Raw genomic sequence first — 16,651 nt, 5'->3', positions numbered from 1 at the left:
CTATTTCACTGCCACTAAATATTTTTTATTCGATTATTCAAATAATTGCCGTAATCTTATCGTTAAAATTATAGGATAGCTTCCTTTGGTTATCTCCTAACTTGAGATAGCTCTTATTGCAGAAATCAATCAATCGCGTATTGATATATCCCAATGCTGCGTCATAGTGCAGTGATGGGAAAGGAATACTCAATGACCATTTACGATCTGAAACCTAAATTTCAAGATCTTCTTCGTCCAATTGTTCATAAGCTATTTAGTGCGGGTGTTACCGCCAACCAAGTCACTTTGGCGGCTTTACTTCTATCCGTTATCAGCGGAATGCTATTACTTTTCATTCCAAATCCACACCTGTTTATTTTATTACCTTTCGTTCTGTTTATTCGTATGGCACTCAATGCGATTGATGGCATGTTAGCTAGGGAGCACAACCAAAAAAGCCACCTTGGTGCAATATTGAATGAGCTCGGTGATGTCATTTCAGATATTGCTCTGTACTTGCCATTTGCGGTTATTTTCCCTCAAGTATTTTGGCTTATTTTATTCATTCTATTTCTTACGCTACTGACTGAATTTATTGGTGTTATCGCTCAAGCTATTGGTGCGTCTCGCCGCTATGATGGCCCAATAGGTAAAAGTGATCGTGCATTTTTTTTCGGTGCGTTAGGGCTTCTCATTAGCATTTTTCCACAGCTCATATTGTCTAGTTGGGTAAGTTATCTGTTTATCTTTTTAACTTTGTTGCTGTTTTATACTTGCTATAACCGTATTCGCCGTGCTCTTTGTGAATTATCTACACATGAGAATAATAATTAAGGAAGAATTATGAACGTTCAAACAGATTATCTGACGCAACGTCCCGTTATTGAGTCCCAATTTACCACCAGTGACCATACTTCTCTTTTTTATCGACATTGGCCAGCAGAGGTTTCGACCAACAAAGCGGTTATTTTATTTCATCGTGGCCACGAACATTCCGGCCGTGTCGCCCATTTAGTCGATGAACTTAATCTACCTGACTATGCTATGTTTGCATGGGATGCCCGTGGACATGGCAGAAATGATGGCCCTCGAGGTTATAGCCCTTCACTCAGCACATCCATCAATGATGTCGATGAGTTTGTGCGTTACATTTCCACTGAATATACTATTCCGTTAGAAAATATCATTGTTATCGGGCAAAGTGTTGGTGCCGTTCTTGTCTCCGCTTGGGTTCATGACTACGCCCCAAAAATTCGAGGGATGGTACTCGCCTCCCCTGCATTTAAAGTTAAATTGTACGTCCCATTTGCCCGAACAGGGCTTGCTTTAATGCAAAAAACGCGCGGCTTGTTCTATGTAAATTCGTATGTCAAAGCCAAGTATCTCACTCATGATGAACAACGCATTGATTCGTTTAATCGCGACCCATTGATTACTCGCCCTATTGCCGTCAATATTTTACTTGAACTGTATAAAACGGCTGATCGCATCGTTGCTGATGCGGGCGCAATTACTTTGCCCACCCAACTATTTATTTCAGGTAGCGACCACGTTGTTCACCATCGGCCTCAACATCAATTTTTTGATAAATTAAATACCCCAATAAAAGAAAAACATATATTACCCGGTTTTTATCACGACACTTTAGGAGAAAAAGATCGTCATATCCCGCTAGAGAAAATCCGTGATTTTATCGACAAATTATTCGCCTTACCGCGCTACCAACATAATTATCAATATGAAGATATATGGAGTGCCAGCGCTGAAAAATATCGTTCACTCATGACTCCATTGCCTAAATGGTGCCCTAAAAATCTTGCTTATAAAATTATGAGCAAATCAATGAGTACACTAGGCAAAGCTTCTGAAGGTATTCGTATTGGTTATGACAAAGGGTTTGATTCAGGCTCAACCCTTGATTACGTATACCGCGATAAAGCCCAGGGTAAAGGCTTATTTGGCCGTGTTATTGATAGACAGTATCTCAACAGTATCGGCTGGCAAGGAATACGCCAACGTAAAGTTAACATTGAAAATATCATTCGACAGGCTATTCGTGACCTCACTGATAAAGGGACACCTGTGCGAATTATGGATATTGCCGCAGGCCAAGGCCGTTACATTTTTGACGCAATCAATGACTATGGCAAAGTCGAATCTGTCCTACTAAGAGACTATAGCCCTGTCAACGTTGAACAAGGCCGCCTACACATCAAACAGCGTTACCTTGAAGACAAAATTCAATTCACTGAAGGCAATGCTTTTGACGCTGATGATTTAGCTGCCGTTTCACCATCACCAACTATTGGTATCGTTAGTGGCTTATATGAACTGTTCCCCAGTAATGAAATGATAAAGGCGTCATTAAATGGGCTTTCTCGGGCAATTCCATCTGGTGGGCTATTAATTTATACCTGCCAACCATGGCACCCCCAAGTTGAGATGATTGCCCGTGTACTACCAAGCCACCAAGGTGGTCAAGCATGGGTTATGCGTTGCCGCAGCCAAGGTGAAATGGATAGCTTAGTTGAAGACGCGGGCTTTGAAAAATTGAATCAATCTATTGATAACTGGGGGATATTCAGCGTATCTATAGCCAGACGACGTTAATGCATTCAACATACTATGTAATTAGCAACGAATGATTAGCAGTGAATGATTGGCAGTGAATGATTGGCAGTGAATGATTGGCAGTAAATAATTAGTTGTTAATGATTGATGGTGAACCATTGCCATCAATCACTAATTTTAACCATCGCTAATACCCGTTGTTTATTGCGAGTAAAGCACCTATGCTGCTTAATACTCTCTGTTTTTCCAGTTATTTTTTTGATATCACCACCAGTTTGTTGCTATTTAAAGGAATAGAATAAAGGATGATGATTACAACCCGCGAGCCTCAAGAGACTATACCTCGACACAAAATAATATTGTCTGGTTTGCTATGGTTAGTTTTTTTAGCCCCTTTTTTCTTCTTAACTTATGGCCAAGTTAATACGTATACTGCAACGTTACACCGGGTTCCGTCTGTCGTTTTTTCTTGGGAAACACATATTCCATTTCTTCCTTGGACTATCATTCCCTATTGGAGTATTGACATATTCTATGGGTTATCATTATTTATTTGTACGACCCGTAAAGAACAAACCATCCATGGCCTACGGCTTATCACAGCTTCTCTTGTTGCCTGTATTGGTTTTTTGCTATTTCCACTTAAGTTTAGTTTCCCTCGGCCAACCACTGATGGGCTATTTGGCTGGATGTTTAACAGCCTAGAACTATTTGACCTCCCTTTTAACCAAGCCCCTTCATTACATATTATTTTATTGTGGATCCTCTGGTTACGTTTTCGAGCCCATACTCCAATAAAGTGGCGCTGGTTACTTCATAGCTGGTCTATTTTAATTTTAATTTCAGTGTTGACCACATGGCAGCACCATTTTATTGATGTCGTTACTGGATTTGCAGTTGGCCTATTAATTAGCTATTTGCTTCCTATACAAACTCGTTGGCAATGGCACTACACGGGGTCCCCTCGCAGTTTTAAAATGAGCAAAAACTATGGAATAGGTTCTCTTGCTTGTTTTATTCTTGCTTTTATCTTCCAAGGATTTGCTTGGGTACTATTATGGCCCGCTATCGCCCTCTTTTTTATTACCCTCGGCTATTTAGGGGCAGGCGCCAGCGTCTTTCAAAAAACACCTGAAGGAAATATTTCCCCTTCTGCTGCTATTTTATTACTACCGTACCGGCTCATTGCTTGGGGAACCTATCATTACTTCGCTAAGCACTGCGCACAACCCAGTATTGTTAATCAACATATCGTTTTGGGAGGCCGCCCACTATACGCTTTGCAAGCTCAAGCTGTTTTAGATATGACTTGCGAATGGCCTCGCAATTTTTACAGCAAAGGACTGAAATATTGTAGCCAACCGCAAATTGATTTGTTACCACTAAGCGCGGAAGATATCGAAAAGTCAGTCCATACTATGGATGAACTGATAAAACAGGGTCCGGTATACATTCATTGCAAATTAGGTTATTCACGAAGTGCGACTGTTGCTGTTGCATGGTTGGTACATCATGGCGATGCTAAAAACATAGAAGATGCCGTAACGTTAGTTGAACAAGCTCGCCCACAAGTTATTTTAAATACAGCAACGATAGAACAACTGAATGATTGGCACACCAATTACCATCTAAACCGAGTGAAAAATGAATACATTGATGAATAAACAGCAAGGTGAGGTCATCACTATTTTGACTCATAGTTGGCGTTATTTTGCTACTGGGTCTGTATTGGCACTATTTTGCCAATTCGCTTTGTTTTTCTATTCTAATTACTCTAAATATATTTTATTCGCCAATGTAATTATATTTATAATTTGCCAGTATTATATATATCGTCTTTGGTTAGATAACCATTTTTTTAAAATTATCTACACGCATAATGAAACGGAACAGTTTGATAATGCTTTGAATTGTTTATTTCCAAGCAAAATTAAATATCGTACGATGCAACAAAGGTGGTCTGGAACTAAACGCCTTTTCACACGAGCACTTGGGATAGCGCTGCTTCAATGGATAGGGCTATTGGCAGCAATAATAGCAGTTTAGTCGATTAAGTATTGACCAATTTATTATTTATAATGATTTATATTTACGATTAAAAAATAAAATGACTATTATTTATATGCACATCTAAAACAGGAACGTAACCATATAAAATATATTCTAACTATTTTTCTTTATAATATAACGTTTTTTTACTTTTGTTACTGAAAACGTTATGATAATTGTAGATTCATTGATACATAACAGATTTTTTTCAGGTTGCTAAGCGTATCCTTATAGGTACATCTTTCGTTTATTTTTCACCCTGTTATTTGGTAGGGTATAATGAGTACAAAAAAAATTAATAGGTTGCGCCCTTTTAGTGCGCTAATAGATTCTTGTTGGAAAGAAAAATATACGGCTACCCGCTTTATTAAGGATTTAATCGCGGGTATTACCGTGGGTATTATCGCTATCCCCCTCGCAATGGCTTTGGCTATCGCTAGCGGTGTTCCACCACAATATGGGCTATATACTGCGGCTATTGCAGGGATCATCATTGCAGTAACAGGTGGGTCTCGCTATAGCGTTTCTGGCCCCACGGCTGCTTTTGTGGTGATCCTCTACCCAGTCTCTCAACAATTTGGGTTGAGTGGGTTATTAGTCGCCACATTGATGTCGGGTATCATACTTCTTGCGATGGGGTTTGCTCGCTTTGGTAAGTTTATTGAATACATTCCCGTTTCTGTCACCTTAGGCTTTACTTCGGGAATTGCTATCACCATTGCCACAATGCAGATTAAAGATTTCTTTGGCTTGCAAATGGCGCATGTCCCAGAAAACTATGTTGATAAGCTAATTGCTATTGGCAATACATTCCCCACATTTCAATACAGTGACACTTTAATTGGGCTTTCAACCCTTTTGGTGCTTATCTTCTGGCCTAAACTAAAACTAAAACTTCCTGGCCATTTGCCAGCCCTTATTGTCGGGACTTTCGTCATGTGGGTGCTTTCATTATTTGGTATGGAAGTCGCGACTATCGGTTCTGAATTTAGCTATTTATTGCCTGATGGCACTGAAGGTAATGGTATTCCCCCTATTCTACCGCAGTTTATTTTGCCGTGGGAACTCCCCGGAAGTGCACCAATTAACTGGGCGATGATCACCGCATTAATGCCTGCAGCATTTTCTATGGCGGTACTGGGCGCAATTGAGTCACTGTTATGTGCCGTAGTATTGGACAACATGACGGGAACCAAACACCATTCTAATAGTGAACTTATTGGCCAAGGTGTGGGGAACATTGCAGCGCCTTTTTTTGGTGGGATCACCGCAACCGCTGCAATAGCTCGCTCCGCAGCTAACGTTCGAGCAGGTGCAACATCCCCTATTTCTGCGATTATTCACTCAATACTGGTGATACTCACATTATTGGTTCTTGCTCCAATGCTCTCTTATCTGCCATTAGCCGCTATGTCTGCATTATTATTGATTGTGGCTTGGAACATGAGTGCTGCAGGTAAGGTCGTTTACCTAATTAAACGTGCTCCTAAAGATGACATTATTGTATTAGTGTTATGTATGTCTCTAACCGTTCTATTTGATATGGTTATTGCCATCACTGTCGGGATTGTTCTCGCATCATTATTGTTTATGCGCCGTATTGCCAATATGACCCGTTCAACACAACTAGCAGAAACAGATGAAGAACAAAGCCGCTTAGTCGTAAGAATAAATGGCCCGTTGTTTTTCGCTGCTGCTGAACGTATTTTTGATGAGTTACGTGTCAAAAGCGCTGGCTATAAAACTATTATTATGCAATGGGACGCAGTACCTGTATTGGATGCGGGGGGCTTAGAAGCTTTCGAAAAATTCATAGATGCCGTTCGCAAAGATACCCATATCTTAGTTTGTGATATTCCGTTCCAGCCATTAAAAACATTGGCGAGAGCAAAAGTGGCACCTATTGAAGGCGTATTGAGTTTTTATAATTCAATGGATCATGCGCTTGAAGCCGTTAAAGCTATCGAACAAGCGGGTTCTATCGACACAGAAAAGCCAATAACAACACCTTAACTTAAGTATCAAACCAAACCGCCATGTTATTTTACATGGCGGTTTAGTATCACTCGCTGAAGCAAAACATCTCATTCCCTGCACTTTTTCCTTTTTCGCAGGCTATTTCCCTTAATTTTTTTGCTTTCACTTGGTCGATGGTCACCGTACCTGTATTATCTTCAGAAAATTTAAACGCTGCCATCCACTCTGCATAGCCCGGATAAGTCATCTCATTTGCCTTATCAAACCATTGTTGTGCTTGCTTTTCGTCTTTTGCAACACCTTTGCCATCTAAGTAAATAACACCAAGCAAAATAGGCGCAATAAAATAATCTGGGTTATTTAACGCATTAACCTCATTAAGAAGTTCTATAGACCGCTGATAATCCGTTTTACCCGCAATTGGGTTTATCAATGACTCTGCTAAACTGATTTTGCCACGCGTACTGCCCATTTCAACAGCTTTCGTCGCGTACTTACGAGCATCAATCAATTCCTGTGAAAAATAACTATCACTTAATAGATTGATATCTGCCAATAATGCATAACCATCCCCATTACCATTTTTTGCAGCTTCGTTTGCCCATAAACGCGCACTATTAAGATTTTGAAGAACACCTAAACCGGAAAAATACATTTGGGCAAGCTGATACTGGGCCTGAGCATCTTTCTTGGCTGCTTTTTGGTGAGTTTGTACAAATTTCTGTTTATCTTCTGGGGTAATATCAAGTTGAGCTATCGCTTGAAAAGAAAACGTAATTAGAGACGAAACGATAATAGCTTTATAGAAAGTTGATTTCATATGTATTCTCATTGAATATATCAAAGTGCGGAGCCTTGCCCGCCCCATTTTAAGAAATATTGATATAAATTATTCATTCCCACCCAATGGTTTTCACACCAGCTCGGGGCGAGTAATGTGGGTTTTCTTGCACTGGCACTAATACGGTGATAAACAATATCAGCCGGAGTATGGCGCACCATTTCACCTGCAATTTCAGTATATTCATCGAGAGAAAGCGTTGCCAAGCGCCCTGCCCGCCAACTTTTGGCCATCACACTACCTTCGACAATATGTAAAGGGTGAAGTTTGATACCATCCGTTCCGCACTCAAGGACTTTATCAAGTGTTTGCATATTCATTTGGGCATTTTCACCGGGTAATCCGCAAATCAAATGTGTACAAACTTTTAATCCAAGGCTGCGAGCCTTTTGTGTCGTCTGTTGGTATGCATCAAAACCATGGCCGCGATTAATACGATGTAGTGTTTTATCATGGGCACTTTGTAAACCTAACTCAAGCCATATTTCATAGCCTTGCTGTTGATACTGGCTTAGCAAGGATAACACTGACTCAGGAACACAGTCAGGGCGGGTACCTACGCATAATCCAACAATATCGGCTTGCAGTAAGGCTTCTTCATAAAGTTGTTTTAATAGGCTCACTTCGGCATAAGTGCTGGTATAGGCTTGGAAATAAGCTAAGTAACGTTTTGCGCGGGAAATTCGGGTGATCTGTTGGTGAATTTGTTCACTAATAGTTTGAGATGACTGATTTTCATCAGCAAAAGAAGCCACATTACAAAAAGTGCAGCCTCCTCGCCCAAGGGTGCCATCACGGTTTGGGCAATTAAAACCACCATGTAAGGTAATTTTATAAATCTTTTCACCATATCGGCGCTGCAAATCAGCGCCGAACATAGAAACGACTTCAGTGAGTTGCATAAACCGCCTAACTTAGCGACTCGTATCTAACTCAGGGAAGCCTTTTACAACTTCGTCGATTGCTTTCATTTGCTTTAAGAATGGTTCCAGCTTATCTAATGGTAATGCTGATGGGCCATCGCAGCGTGCATTATCTGGGTCTGGGTGAGCTTCAAGAAATAACCCGGCTATCCCAACCGCCATTCCAGCTCTTGCCAATTCAGCAACTTGCCCACGACGACCACCAGATGCTGCACCAAACGGGTCGCGGCATTGTAGTGCATGGGTTACGTCGAAAATGACAGGACAGCCTTTTGATGCTTGAACCATGACATTAAAACCAAGCATATCAACAACTAGGTTGTCATAACCAAAGTTTGCTCCACGGTCGCAAAGAATAATTTTATCGTTGCCACCTTCGATAAATTTCTCAACGATATTTCCCATTTGTCCTGGGCTGATAAACTGAGGTTTTTTGATATTAATTACTGCGTCTGTTTTAGCCATGGCTGCAACTAAATCCGTTTGACGAGCCAAGAAAGCCGGTAATTGAATAACATCAACAACTTCGGCAACAGGAGCTGCTTGCGCAGGTTCATGAACGTCAGTAATAATTCTCACACCAAATGTTTGTTTCAACTCTTGAAAAATTTTCATTCCTTCTTCAAGACCTGGGCCACGGTAAGAGTGGATTGATGAGCGGTTTGCTTTATCAAATGATGCTTTAAAAACGTAAGGGATCCCCAGCTTTTGGGTCACAGTGACATAATGCTCACACACTTTCATCGCCATATCGCGAGATTCTAATACATTCATTCCACCAAATAACACAAACGGCAAGTCGTTCGCGACATTGATATCACCAATATTGACTACTTTCTGCTGCATACTCTTACCTTTAATATTGAAACAGGGACATTAGCCTGTATGTTAATTAATGTAATACGATTGGATGATTATCCAACGAATAAATTTGTATTTTAATCATTTCAGAAACAGGGTCTTCTGGACAGTGCTCAATAAAGTAATTGAGATCACTTAACGCCACATGATTACAGTCTAAATGTGCAAGAATTAACCCTCGGTCCCGAATTTCGTAAGGGTCTTCAGGGTCAAGAGTCAGAAGCGTTTCACAAACTCGCAGCGCTAATTCCATCTTTTTCTCTTCCATTAATGACGCTTTCAATGTGTCAAAAATTTTACGGATGACAACGCTGTTTTCTGCTACATCCAATTGGTCATGGTAAAATTCAGAAAAAGGATCAACGGTTCCTTTGAGCCATAAATTTAATGTGTGTAGTGATAAAGACTCGCCATTTACAGGGTTAATTACCCACTGGCTGCCATCATTTCTTTCAGTGATAAATAATAATTGAGTCGGAAAAATAGCGGGATAAATCGCAATGCCAAGGCGCTCGGCAACGTACAAAAAGATAGCACCGAGTGTCACTGGCGTACCTTGCTTAGATGACAGTACTTTGTCTAGCCATAGCATATCTGATAACAGATAAATGCCTTCAGCTGGGCCAAACGACCATTCTTGGTAAAAAAGTGAGGTCAACTGCTGAATTTTGGTTTCGTTATCAGCGGTTAAATCGATACAAGACTTGGCTGATGAGACTAAGCTGTCTAACTGAGCTTGCACTTTCATCAGCGGGAAATCATGACGGATACATTGTGAAACAGTCATGATCCCTTCACTTAAAGGGAGTTGATTAAATTCTATATTCGCTATGGTTTTCATTACATTCCCAGTGCTATGCCACTTAACCATTCCATTGACCGAGTGAAATTCGCTCTCTTCCACCATAATCAAGACAGGTCTCAATTTTGGTGTACCCATGTACTTTAAATAAATCACGCACCGCAAGACCTTGTGTCCAGCCATGCTCAAGAAGTAACCACCCTTGATTTTTCAGATATTTTCTAGACTCTTTAATGATGTAAATTAGATCGGCTAAACCTTCATCCTTAGCCACTAGAGCGGTTAAGGGCTCGAATCGCACATCACCTTCACTGAGGTGCTTATCATTTTCATCAATATAAGGTGGATTACTGATAATCATATCAAATTGTTGAATTGATAGTGAAGCAAACCAATTACTTTGTATAAATTTGACATTTGAAATATTTAAGCGCTGTTGATTTCGTTGTGCTAAAGCAACCGCATCAGGATTAAAATCCACACCAATAAGCTGACTTTGCGGCATCTCAGACGCCAAGGCTAATGCAATTGCCCCAGTCCCAGTGCCTAAATCTAAAATGTGATTTTTTTGCTCTGTTAACCTAGATAAGGCTTGTTCAACGATACATTCAGTATCTGGCCTAGGTATTAATGTTGCAGGTGAGACATAAAGAGGAAGGGACCAGAACTCACGTTCACCGACAATATAGGCGATAGGCTCACCTTTCTCACGGCGTTGCAAAAGTAATTCAGCTTGTTGGAATTCTTCGGCTTTGAGTTCCGTTTCACCAAATGCAAAAAGATAGGTACGACTGCGGCCTGTGACATGTTCCAGTAAAATTTCAGCATCTCGCTTCGCACTGTCACTTGCAGACAGCCGATTCGCTGCCTGCTTGACCCATTCGGTATATTGCATTATTCCTGCTCAGACAACGCAGAAAGTTGGTCTGCCTGGTATTCATTGATGATAGGTTGGATAAGTGAATCCAGTTTTCCTTCCATCACTTCATCTAAACGGTATAACGTCAAGTTAATACGGTGGTCCGTCACTCGGCCTTGTGGGAAATTATAGGTACGAATGCGGTCAGAACGGTCACCAGAACCTAATAAATTACGGCGTTCAGACGCTTCTGCAGCTTGGCGTTTATCCATTTCAGCTTGGCGAATACGCGCACCTAATACAGACATCGCTTTTGCTTTATTTTTATGCTGAGAACGCTCATCTTGGCACTCAACAACGATACCTGTCGGAATATGGGTAATACGAATTGCAGAATCGGTGGTATTAACGTGCTGCCCCCCCGCGCCTGATGAACGGAAGGTATCAATACGTAAGTCCGCAGGGCTAATTTCAGGTAATTCAGCTTCCGGTAGCTCAGGCAAAATAGCCACAGTACAAGCAGATGTATGAATACGACCTTGAGATTCAGTTTCAGGAACACGTTGAACACGATGCCCGCCTGACTCAAATTTTAAGCGACCATAAACGCTATCACCGGAAATTTTCGCGATAACTTCTTTAAAACCGCCATGTTCACCGTCACTCGTGCTCATGAGCTCAACGCGCCAACGGTTATTTTCCGCATAACGGCTGTACATACGGAATAAGTCACCCGCAAAAATTGCCGCTTCGTCTCCCCCTGCTCCCGCACGGATTTCAACGAAACAGTTATATTCATCATCAGGATCTTTCGGCAACAGCAACAATTGTAATTGCTGTTCAAGCTCTTCATTGCGCGCTTTAGCTTCTTTCAGCTCTTCTTGAGCCATTTCTTTCATTTCAGGATCGTCTAACAACATTTCAGCTGTTTCGATGTCATCCTGTACTGTGCGCCATGCGCTAAAGCATTTAGCGACATCAGATAATTGAGCATATTCTTTTGATAAAGCACGAAAACGGTCTTGATCGGCGATTACACCTGCATCAGCAAGGTGCGCTTCAATTTCTTCGTAGCGTTCTTGTAATGCTTCTAGTTTTGCGACAATAGAAGGCTTCATTCGTTATATAAGACCTATGATTAAAATGTGGTTATTGATGGTCCAGCCCTAAGCTGTCCCTAAGTAGATTTAGACGCTCGACATCCCCATTTCCTGCAGCTTGCTGCAAAGATTTAGTTGGAGCGTGAATAAGGCGGTTGGTTAATTGTTGCGATAATTGCATGATCACTTGCTCAGGATCTGTACCTTGACGGATAGCCGTCAACGCTTTTTCAGCCATGCTTGCCCGAATGGCCTCAGCTTGTTCTCTGTAATCGCGAATTGTAGACACTGCCGCTTGTGAGCGCAACCAATCCATAAAGTGGCTACTTTCTTGCTCAACAATGTATTCAGCTTCAACGGCTGCGGCTTTTCGCTGAGCAAGGTTCTGTGCGATGATAGACTCTAAATCATCCACAGTATAGAGATAAACATCTCTTAATTTTTCAACATCTTGTTCGATATCTCGGGGAACGGCAATATCGATTAATAACATCGGCTTACTACGACGTATTTTCATTGCACGCTCGACCATCCCTTTCCCTATAATGGGTAAAGGACTCGCCGTTGAACTAATGACAATATCCGCTTCTGCTAAGCGGTTATCAATATCCGATAACGAAATGACTTGTGCATTAACCTCATTGGCCAATAACTCCGCCCGTTCACGTGTTCGGTTCGCTATCATCATTTTTTGTACGCCGTGTTCACGCAAATGACGAGCCACAAGTTCAATAGTTTCCCCTGCGCCAACTAACAAAATATTTAAATGCTTAAGTGATTCAAATATTTGACGAGCAAGCGTACAAGCCGCAAATGCTACGGAAACGGCATTTGCACCAATATCGGTTTCTGTACGCACACGCTTTGCAACAGAAAACGATTTTTGGAAAAGGCGCTCAAGTTCGCTCGATAACGAATGATTACCTTGTGAAAGTGCAAATGCCTTTTTTACTTGCCCTAATATTTGTGGTTCACCCAAAACTAAGGAATCCAAACCACTCGCCACACGCATTAGGTGACTAACAGCCCGGTCGTCTTGGTGCCAATATAAACTTGGCTGTAAATCTTTTTGGGTTATACCATGAAAATCACACAACCATTTTACTAGTTGTTCTTGAGCCCGCTCTTGTGATTCAAGGCTCAAATAAAGCTCAGTTCTATTACAGGTAGACAGCACAACGCCACCATTCACTTGAGGCTGTTTGAGGAGTTCTTCAAGTGCATGGTCAATTTTTTCAGGACCAAATGTCACCCGCTCACGCAGGGCTACTGGTGCTGTTTTATGGTTGATGCCTAAGGCTAATAAGGTCATTGTGCTTTACGACTTACTCACATTGCTTACAGTGCTAATTATTTTCAGTAATGCTCGATGGGTATTCCCCACCAATTTAGCAATACTGTTATTTATATTGTTCTATTGTAGATGATCCGCGTCTCTCTTTCTACGGTTTGCATAAGCCTATCCTTCAGAAAGATGACCCACGCCAAAAAATAAACCGAAAAAACAGACGTAATAGTTATTTTACCAATCCAGCTGATCGTAATTTTATCGTTTATTTATGCTATATGAAACTGATTATCAGCCATATCATTATTTACAATGATAAATTAACTGCAATAAGATGCATAGAGGATGCAATTATTTCGCACAGAAAGCAAATGGTGACTAATGAGGTTTCCCCTGATAACGTTACCCCCCATTAGCCAAAATCAGATTGGCCTAACACCATCTTTAGGGATCTTTAGGAAACCATTCCCCCCATCAATACACCATGTCATTTGTATACAAACAGGTTATTTGTATACAAACTGTAAATCACTTACAGATTTTTATTGGCTAGGTATATCATCGAGTACAATAGATCGAGTGTAATAGATGGCTCAGATAGCCTTAACGCGCTAAACTAAACCTCTTTAAATGCAAGTAACTCAATAGAGACTGCTATCAGCGCCCAATACAACTTTGAGATTTGATATGCAATTAACTCAAGCTTTATCCTTTATGCACATAAATAAGCACTTTTTTCGCCTATTGCCACTTTCATGCGTCTTGCTAACCGCTTGCGTGACAACGTCACAAACAACCACTAAAGGAACTGGCTCTGCATCCGATGCTAAGTGGAAAGCACATCAACAAGAATTAAATCAGTTACGTGACTACCAAACCCGTGGCTCCTTTGCCTATAACGGAGGGGAGACAAAAACGTACGCTAAGTTTTTCTGGCAACAATATACGCCAGAAAAATACCGTTTATTGTTAACTAATCCGTTAGGCTCCCGCGAACTTGAACTGACCGTTGAACCTGATTTAGCTCGACTAACCACTAAAGATGGCCAAACCCATATGAGTGACGTACCAAGTGAACTTATTTATCAGCTCACTGGTATGGAAATTCCAATTGATGACCTAACTGCTTGGTTAACTGGCTCACCTGGGCGTGCAACTGACTTCACCTTAGATGAAAATCATCTGCTAAAAAGTGTCACATTTGAAAGTAATGGTGAAACATGGCAACTCAACTATATTTCCTATGACAGCAAAACGGCACCTATGCTGCCGAACTACCTCGAGTTACGCCAAGGGGACAGGCTTATTAAATTAAAAATGGATAGTTGGACACTGAAGAAATGACGTTAACATGGCCTTCTCCGGCAAAATTAAATCTTTTTTTGTACATCACAGGTCAACGCCCTGATGGCTACCATGAGTTACAAACTCTATTTCAATTTGTTGATTATGGCGATGAAATCACCATGACAACACGTGATGACGACCAACTGAATTTATTGACTGAAATGCAAGGGGTTCCCCCCGAGAAAAACCTAATTTTACGGGCTGCTAAATTATTACAGTCCTATTGCCGCGAGACCTTACATCACAGTGGCCCATTAGGTGCTGATATCCGTATCCATAAAATATTACCCATGGGCGGTGGTATTGGCGGGGGCTCATCAAACGCAGCAACCACCTTAATTGCGCTTAACGAACATTGGAACACACAGGTTTCTGATGAAGTCCTTGCAGAATTAGGCGCATCATTAGGTGCAGATGTCCCTGTGTTTGTTCGTGGGCATGCCGCTTTCGCTGAAGGGGTTGGTGATATTTTAACCAAAGCTTCCCCTAAAGAGAAATGGTATCTGGTCGCTCATCCCGGAATTGAAATATCAACCCCGATGATCTTCACAGATCCACAATTAAATCGAAATTCTCCAAAACGCTCCCTAGCCGCATTATTACTGGCTCCGTACGCAAATGACTGCGAACCAATCGCAAGAAAACGTTTTCGTGAGGTTGAACAGCTTGTTTCTTGGCTGTTAGAATATGCTCCGTCTCGCCTTACAGGAACAGGCGCATGTGTTTTTTCTGAATTTGAAACACAAGCGGATGCCCTGCAGGTGTTAAATAAAGCCCCATCGTGGGTGCAAGGGTTCGTCGCTCAAGGCGTTAACGTTTCCCCACTGCACAAGTTCCGCGCTGGGATAACCCGTGTATTGCACCAATAAGCCTTGTCGCTATTGGTCAACAATATCTCTCTGGACGCAAGCCTGAGGTTTTTCTCGTGCCCGATATGAAGCTTTTTGCTGGTAACGCTACACCGGAACTAGCACAACGTGTTGCTAACCGCCTTTACACTAATCTTGGAGACGCGGCTGTTGGTCGTTTTAGCGACGGCGAAGTCAGTGTTCAAATTAATGAAAATGTTCGCGGTGGTGATATTTTTATCATCCAGTCAACTTGTGCACCAACCAATGATAACCTGATGGAACTGGTTGTTATGGTCGATGCGCTACGCCGTGCATCTGCTGGTCGTATTACCGCTGTTATCCCTTACTTCGGTTATGCAAGACAGGATCGTCGCGTACGTTCTGCCCGTGTACCAATCACCGCTAAAGTTGTTGCCGATTTTCTGTCAAGTGTAGGTGTAGACCGTGTACTCACAGTCGATTTACACGCAGAGCAGATCCAGGGCTTCTTTGATGTTCCTGTGGATAATGTATTTGGTAGCCCTATTCTTCTGGAAGATATGTTACAGAAGAATTTGGAAAACCCAATCGTTGTATCTCCAGACATCGGCGGCGTGGTACGTGCTAGAGCTATCGCAAAACTCCTGAATGACACTGATATGGCCATTATTGACAAACGCCGCCCACGTGCGAACGTTTCTCAAGTTATGCATATCATTGGCGATGTTTCAGGTCGTGATTGCATCTTAGTGGACGATATGATTGATACCGGTGGTACTCTGTGTAAAGCAGCTGAAGCACTGAAAGAACGTGGTGCTAAACGTGTATTTGCATACGCAACACACCCGATTTTCTCAGGTAATGCTGTAGACAACATCAAAAATTCAGTCATTGATGAAGTCATTGTTTGTGACACTATCCCTCTTTCTCCTGAAATTAAGGCGCTGAGCAATGTTCGTACCTTAACGCTTTCAGGTATGTTAGCTGAAGCTATCCGTCGTATCAGCAACGAAGAGTCAATTTCAGCAATGTTTGAGCACTAATTCCCTAGTATTGGGTTTTAGCGTTCAACCGTGATGAAAAAGTCGCAATAAAAATATAAGCCCCTGCAATGTCATTTGCAGGGGCTTTATGATTGTAGAGGGTACCCCCCGTAAATACCTATTTTTATACTTTATAGCCAGCCAATTGATAATTTTCAGCATATCATGGCATAAAAAT

The 16,651-nt window shown here is 41.5% G+C and carries 15 protein-coding genes; 8 read left to right on the top strand and 7 right to left on the bottom strand.

Features of this window, described 5'->3' with window-relative positions:
- Positions 1-192 precede the first annotated feature (192 nt).
- The 5 genes from CYG50_RS07270 to dauA all read left to right on the top strand — a co-directional run bounded on the left by CYG50_RS07270 (position 193) and on the right by dauA (position 6,615).
- Complete coding sequence (locus CYG50_RS07270; RefSeq protein ID WP_102140459.1) at positions 193-816, top strand: CDP-alcohol phosphatidyltransferase family protein; 624 nt, start codon at positions 193-195, stop codon at positions 814-816.
- 9 nt (positions 817-825) lie between these two features.
- Complete coding sequence (locus CYG50_RS07265; RefSeq protein WP_102140458.1) at positions 826-2,592, top strand: bifunctional alpha/beta hydrolase/class I SAM-dependent methyltransferase; 1,767 nt, start codon at positions 826-828, stop codon at positions 2,590-2,592.
- A 269-nt stretch (positions 2,593-2,861) separates the two neighbouring features.
- Positions 2,862-4,217: a phosphatase PAP2/dual specificity phosphatase family protein gene (locus tag CYG50_RS07260; protein WP_375373119.1), complete on the top strand. Its 1,356-nt coding sequence runs from the start codon at positions 2,862-2,864 to the stop codon at positions 4,215-4,217.
- Positions 4,210-4,599, top strand: coding sequence for a hypothetical protein (locus CYG50_RS23435; RefSeq protein WP_232368181.1), 390 nt, complete (start codon positions 4,210-4,212; stop codon positions 4,597-4,599). Before CYG50_RS07260 ends, CYG50_RS23435 begins: the two co-directional genes overlap by 8 nt.
- Before the next feature lie 282 nt (positions 4,600-4,881).
- On the top strand, positions 4,882-6,615 hold the full coding sequence (gene dauA, locus CYG50_RS07250) for a C4-dicarboxylic acid transporter DauA (RefSeq protein ID WP_102140455.1): 1,734 nt from the start codon (positions 4,882-4,884) through the stop codon (positions 6,613-6,615).
- Between the two features lie 49 nt (positions 6,616-6,664).
- Here the strand turns inward: dauA and CYG50_RS07245 are convergent, their stop codons facing one another.
- The 7 genes from CYG50_RS07245 to hemA are packed head-to-tail and all read right to left on the bottom strand — an operon-like array spanning position 6,665 to position 13,277.
- Positions 6,665-7,399, bottom strand: a complete 735-nt coding sequence (locus CYG50_RS07245; RefSeq protein WP_102140454.1) for a tetratricopeptide repeat protein — start codon at positions 7,397-7,399, stop codon at positions 6,665-6,667.
- 20 nt (positions 7,400-7,419) lie between these two features.
- Positions 7,420-8,322 (bottom strand): tRNA modification radical SAM protein MnmL/YtqA, encoded by a 903-nt coding sequence (mnmL, locus tag CYG50_RS07240; protein WP_102140453.1) that lies wholly within the window; start codon positions 8,320-8,322, stop codon positions 7,420-7,422.
- A 12-nt stretch (positions 8,323-8,334) separates the two neighbouring features.
- Positions 8,335-9,189 carry a 3-deoxy-8-phosphooctulonate synthase gene (gene kdsA, locus CYG50_RS07235; protein WP_102140452.1) on the bottom strand — a complete coding sequence of 285 codons (855 nt, stop codon included), beginning with the start codon at positions 9,187-9,189 and terminating at the stop codon, positions 8,335-8,337.
- 46 nt (positions 9,190-9,235) lie between these two features.
- Positions 9,236-10,045, bottom strand: coding sequence for an invasion regulator SirB1 (gene sirB1, locus CYG50_RS07230; RefSeq protein WP_102140468.1), 810 nt, complete (start codon positions 10,043-10,045; stop codon positions 9,236-9,238).
- A 22-nt stretch (positions 10,046-10,067) separates the two neighbouring features.
- Positions 10,068-10,901: a peptide chain release factor N(5)-glutamine methyltransferase gene (gene prmC / locus CYG50_RS07225; RefSeq protein WP_102140451.1), complete on the bottom strand. Its 834-nt coding sequence runs from the start codon at positions 10,899-10,901 to the stop codon at positions 10,068-10,070.
- Positions 10,901-11,983, bottom strand: a complete 1,083-nt coding sequence (gene prfA, locus CYG50_RS07220) for a peptide chain release factor 1 (RefSeq protein ID WP_004264135.1) — start codon at positions 11,981-11,983, stop codon at positions 10,901-10,903. Before prfA ends, prmC begins: the two co-directional genes overlap by 1 nt.
- A 31-nt stretch (positions 11,984-12,014) precedes the next feature.
- Positions 12,015-13,277, bottom strand: a complete 1,263-nt coding sequence (gene hemA / locus CYG50_RS07215; RefSeq protein WP_102140450.1) for a glutamyl-tRNA reductase — start codon at positions 13,275-13,277, stop codon at positions 12,015-12,017.
- 663 nt (positions 13,278-13,940) lie between these two features.
- On the opposite strand from hemA, the gene lolB reads away from it, so the two are divergent.
- Genes lolB through prs form a run of 3 tightly spaced genes read left to right on the top strand, consistent with a single transcriptional unit; the run spans position 13,941 to position 16,473 of the window.
- The gene (gene lolB, locus CYG50_RS07210; RefSeq protein WP_102140449.1) at positions 13,941-14,597 is read left to right on the top strand and encodes a lipoprotein insertase outer membrane protein LolB; all 657 of its coding nucleotides are present in this window, start codon (positions 13,941-13,943) and stop codon (positions 14,595-14,597) included.
- Positions 14,594-15,469: a 4-(cytidine 5'-diphospho)-2-C-methyl-D-erythritol kinase gene (ispE, locus tag CYG50_RS07205; protein ID WP_102140467.1), complete on the top strand. Its 876-nt coding sequence runs from the start codon at positions 14,594-14,596 to the stop codon at positions 15,467-15,469. The genes lolB and ispE overlap by 4 nt, the downstream gene beginning before the upstream one ends.
- 56 nt (positions 15,470-15,525) lie before the next feature.
- A complete protein-coding gene (gene prs, locus CYG50_RS07200; protein WP_004910604.1) occupies positions 15,526-16,473 on the top strand; it encodes a ribose-phosphate diphosphokinase in 948 nt (315 codons plus the stop codon).
- The last annotated feature ends 178 nt before the right edge of the window (positions 16,474-16,651 follow it).

The sequence above is a fragment of the Providencia huaxiensis genome, assembly GCF_002843235.3.
GTDB classification, from domain to species: Bacteria; Pseudomonadota; Gammaproteobacteria; order Enterobacterales; family Enterobacteriaceae; genus Providencia; species Providencia huaxiensis.
Note: the sequence above shows the minus strand (reverse complement) of the source record. Positions and strands in the feature narration are given on the sequence as shown.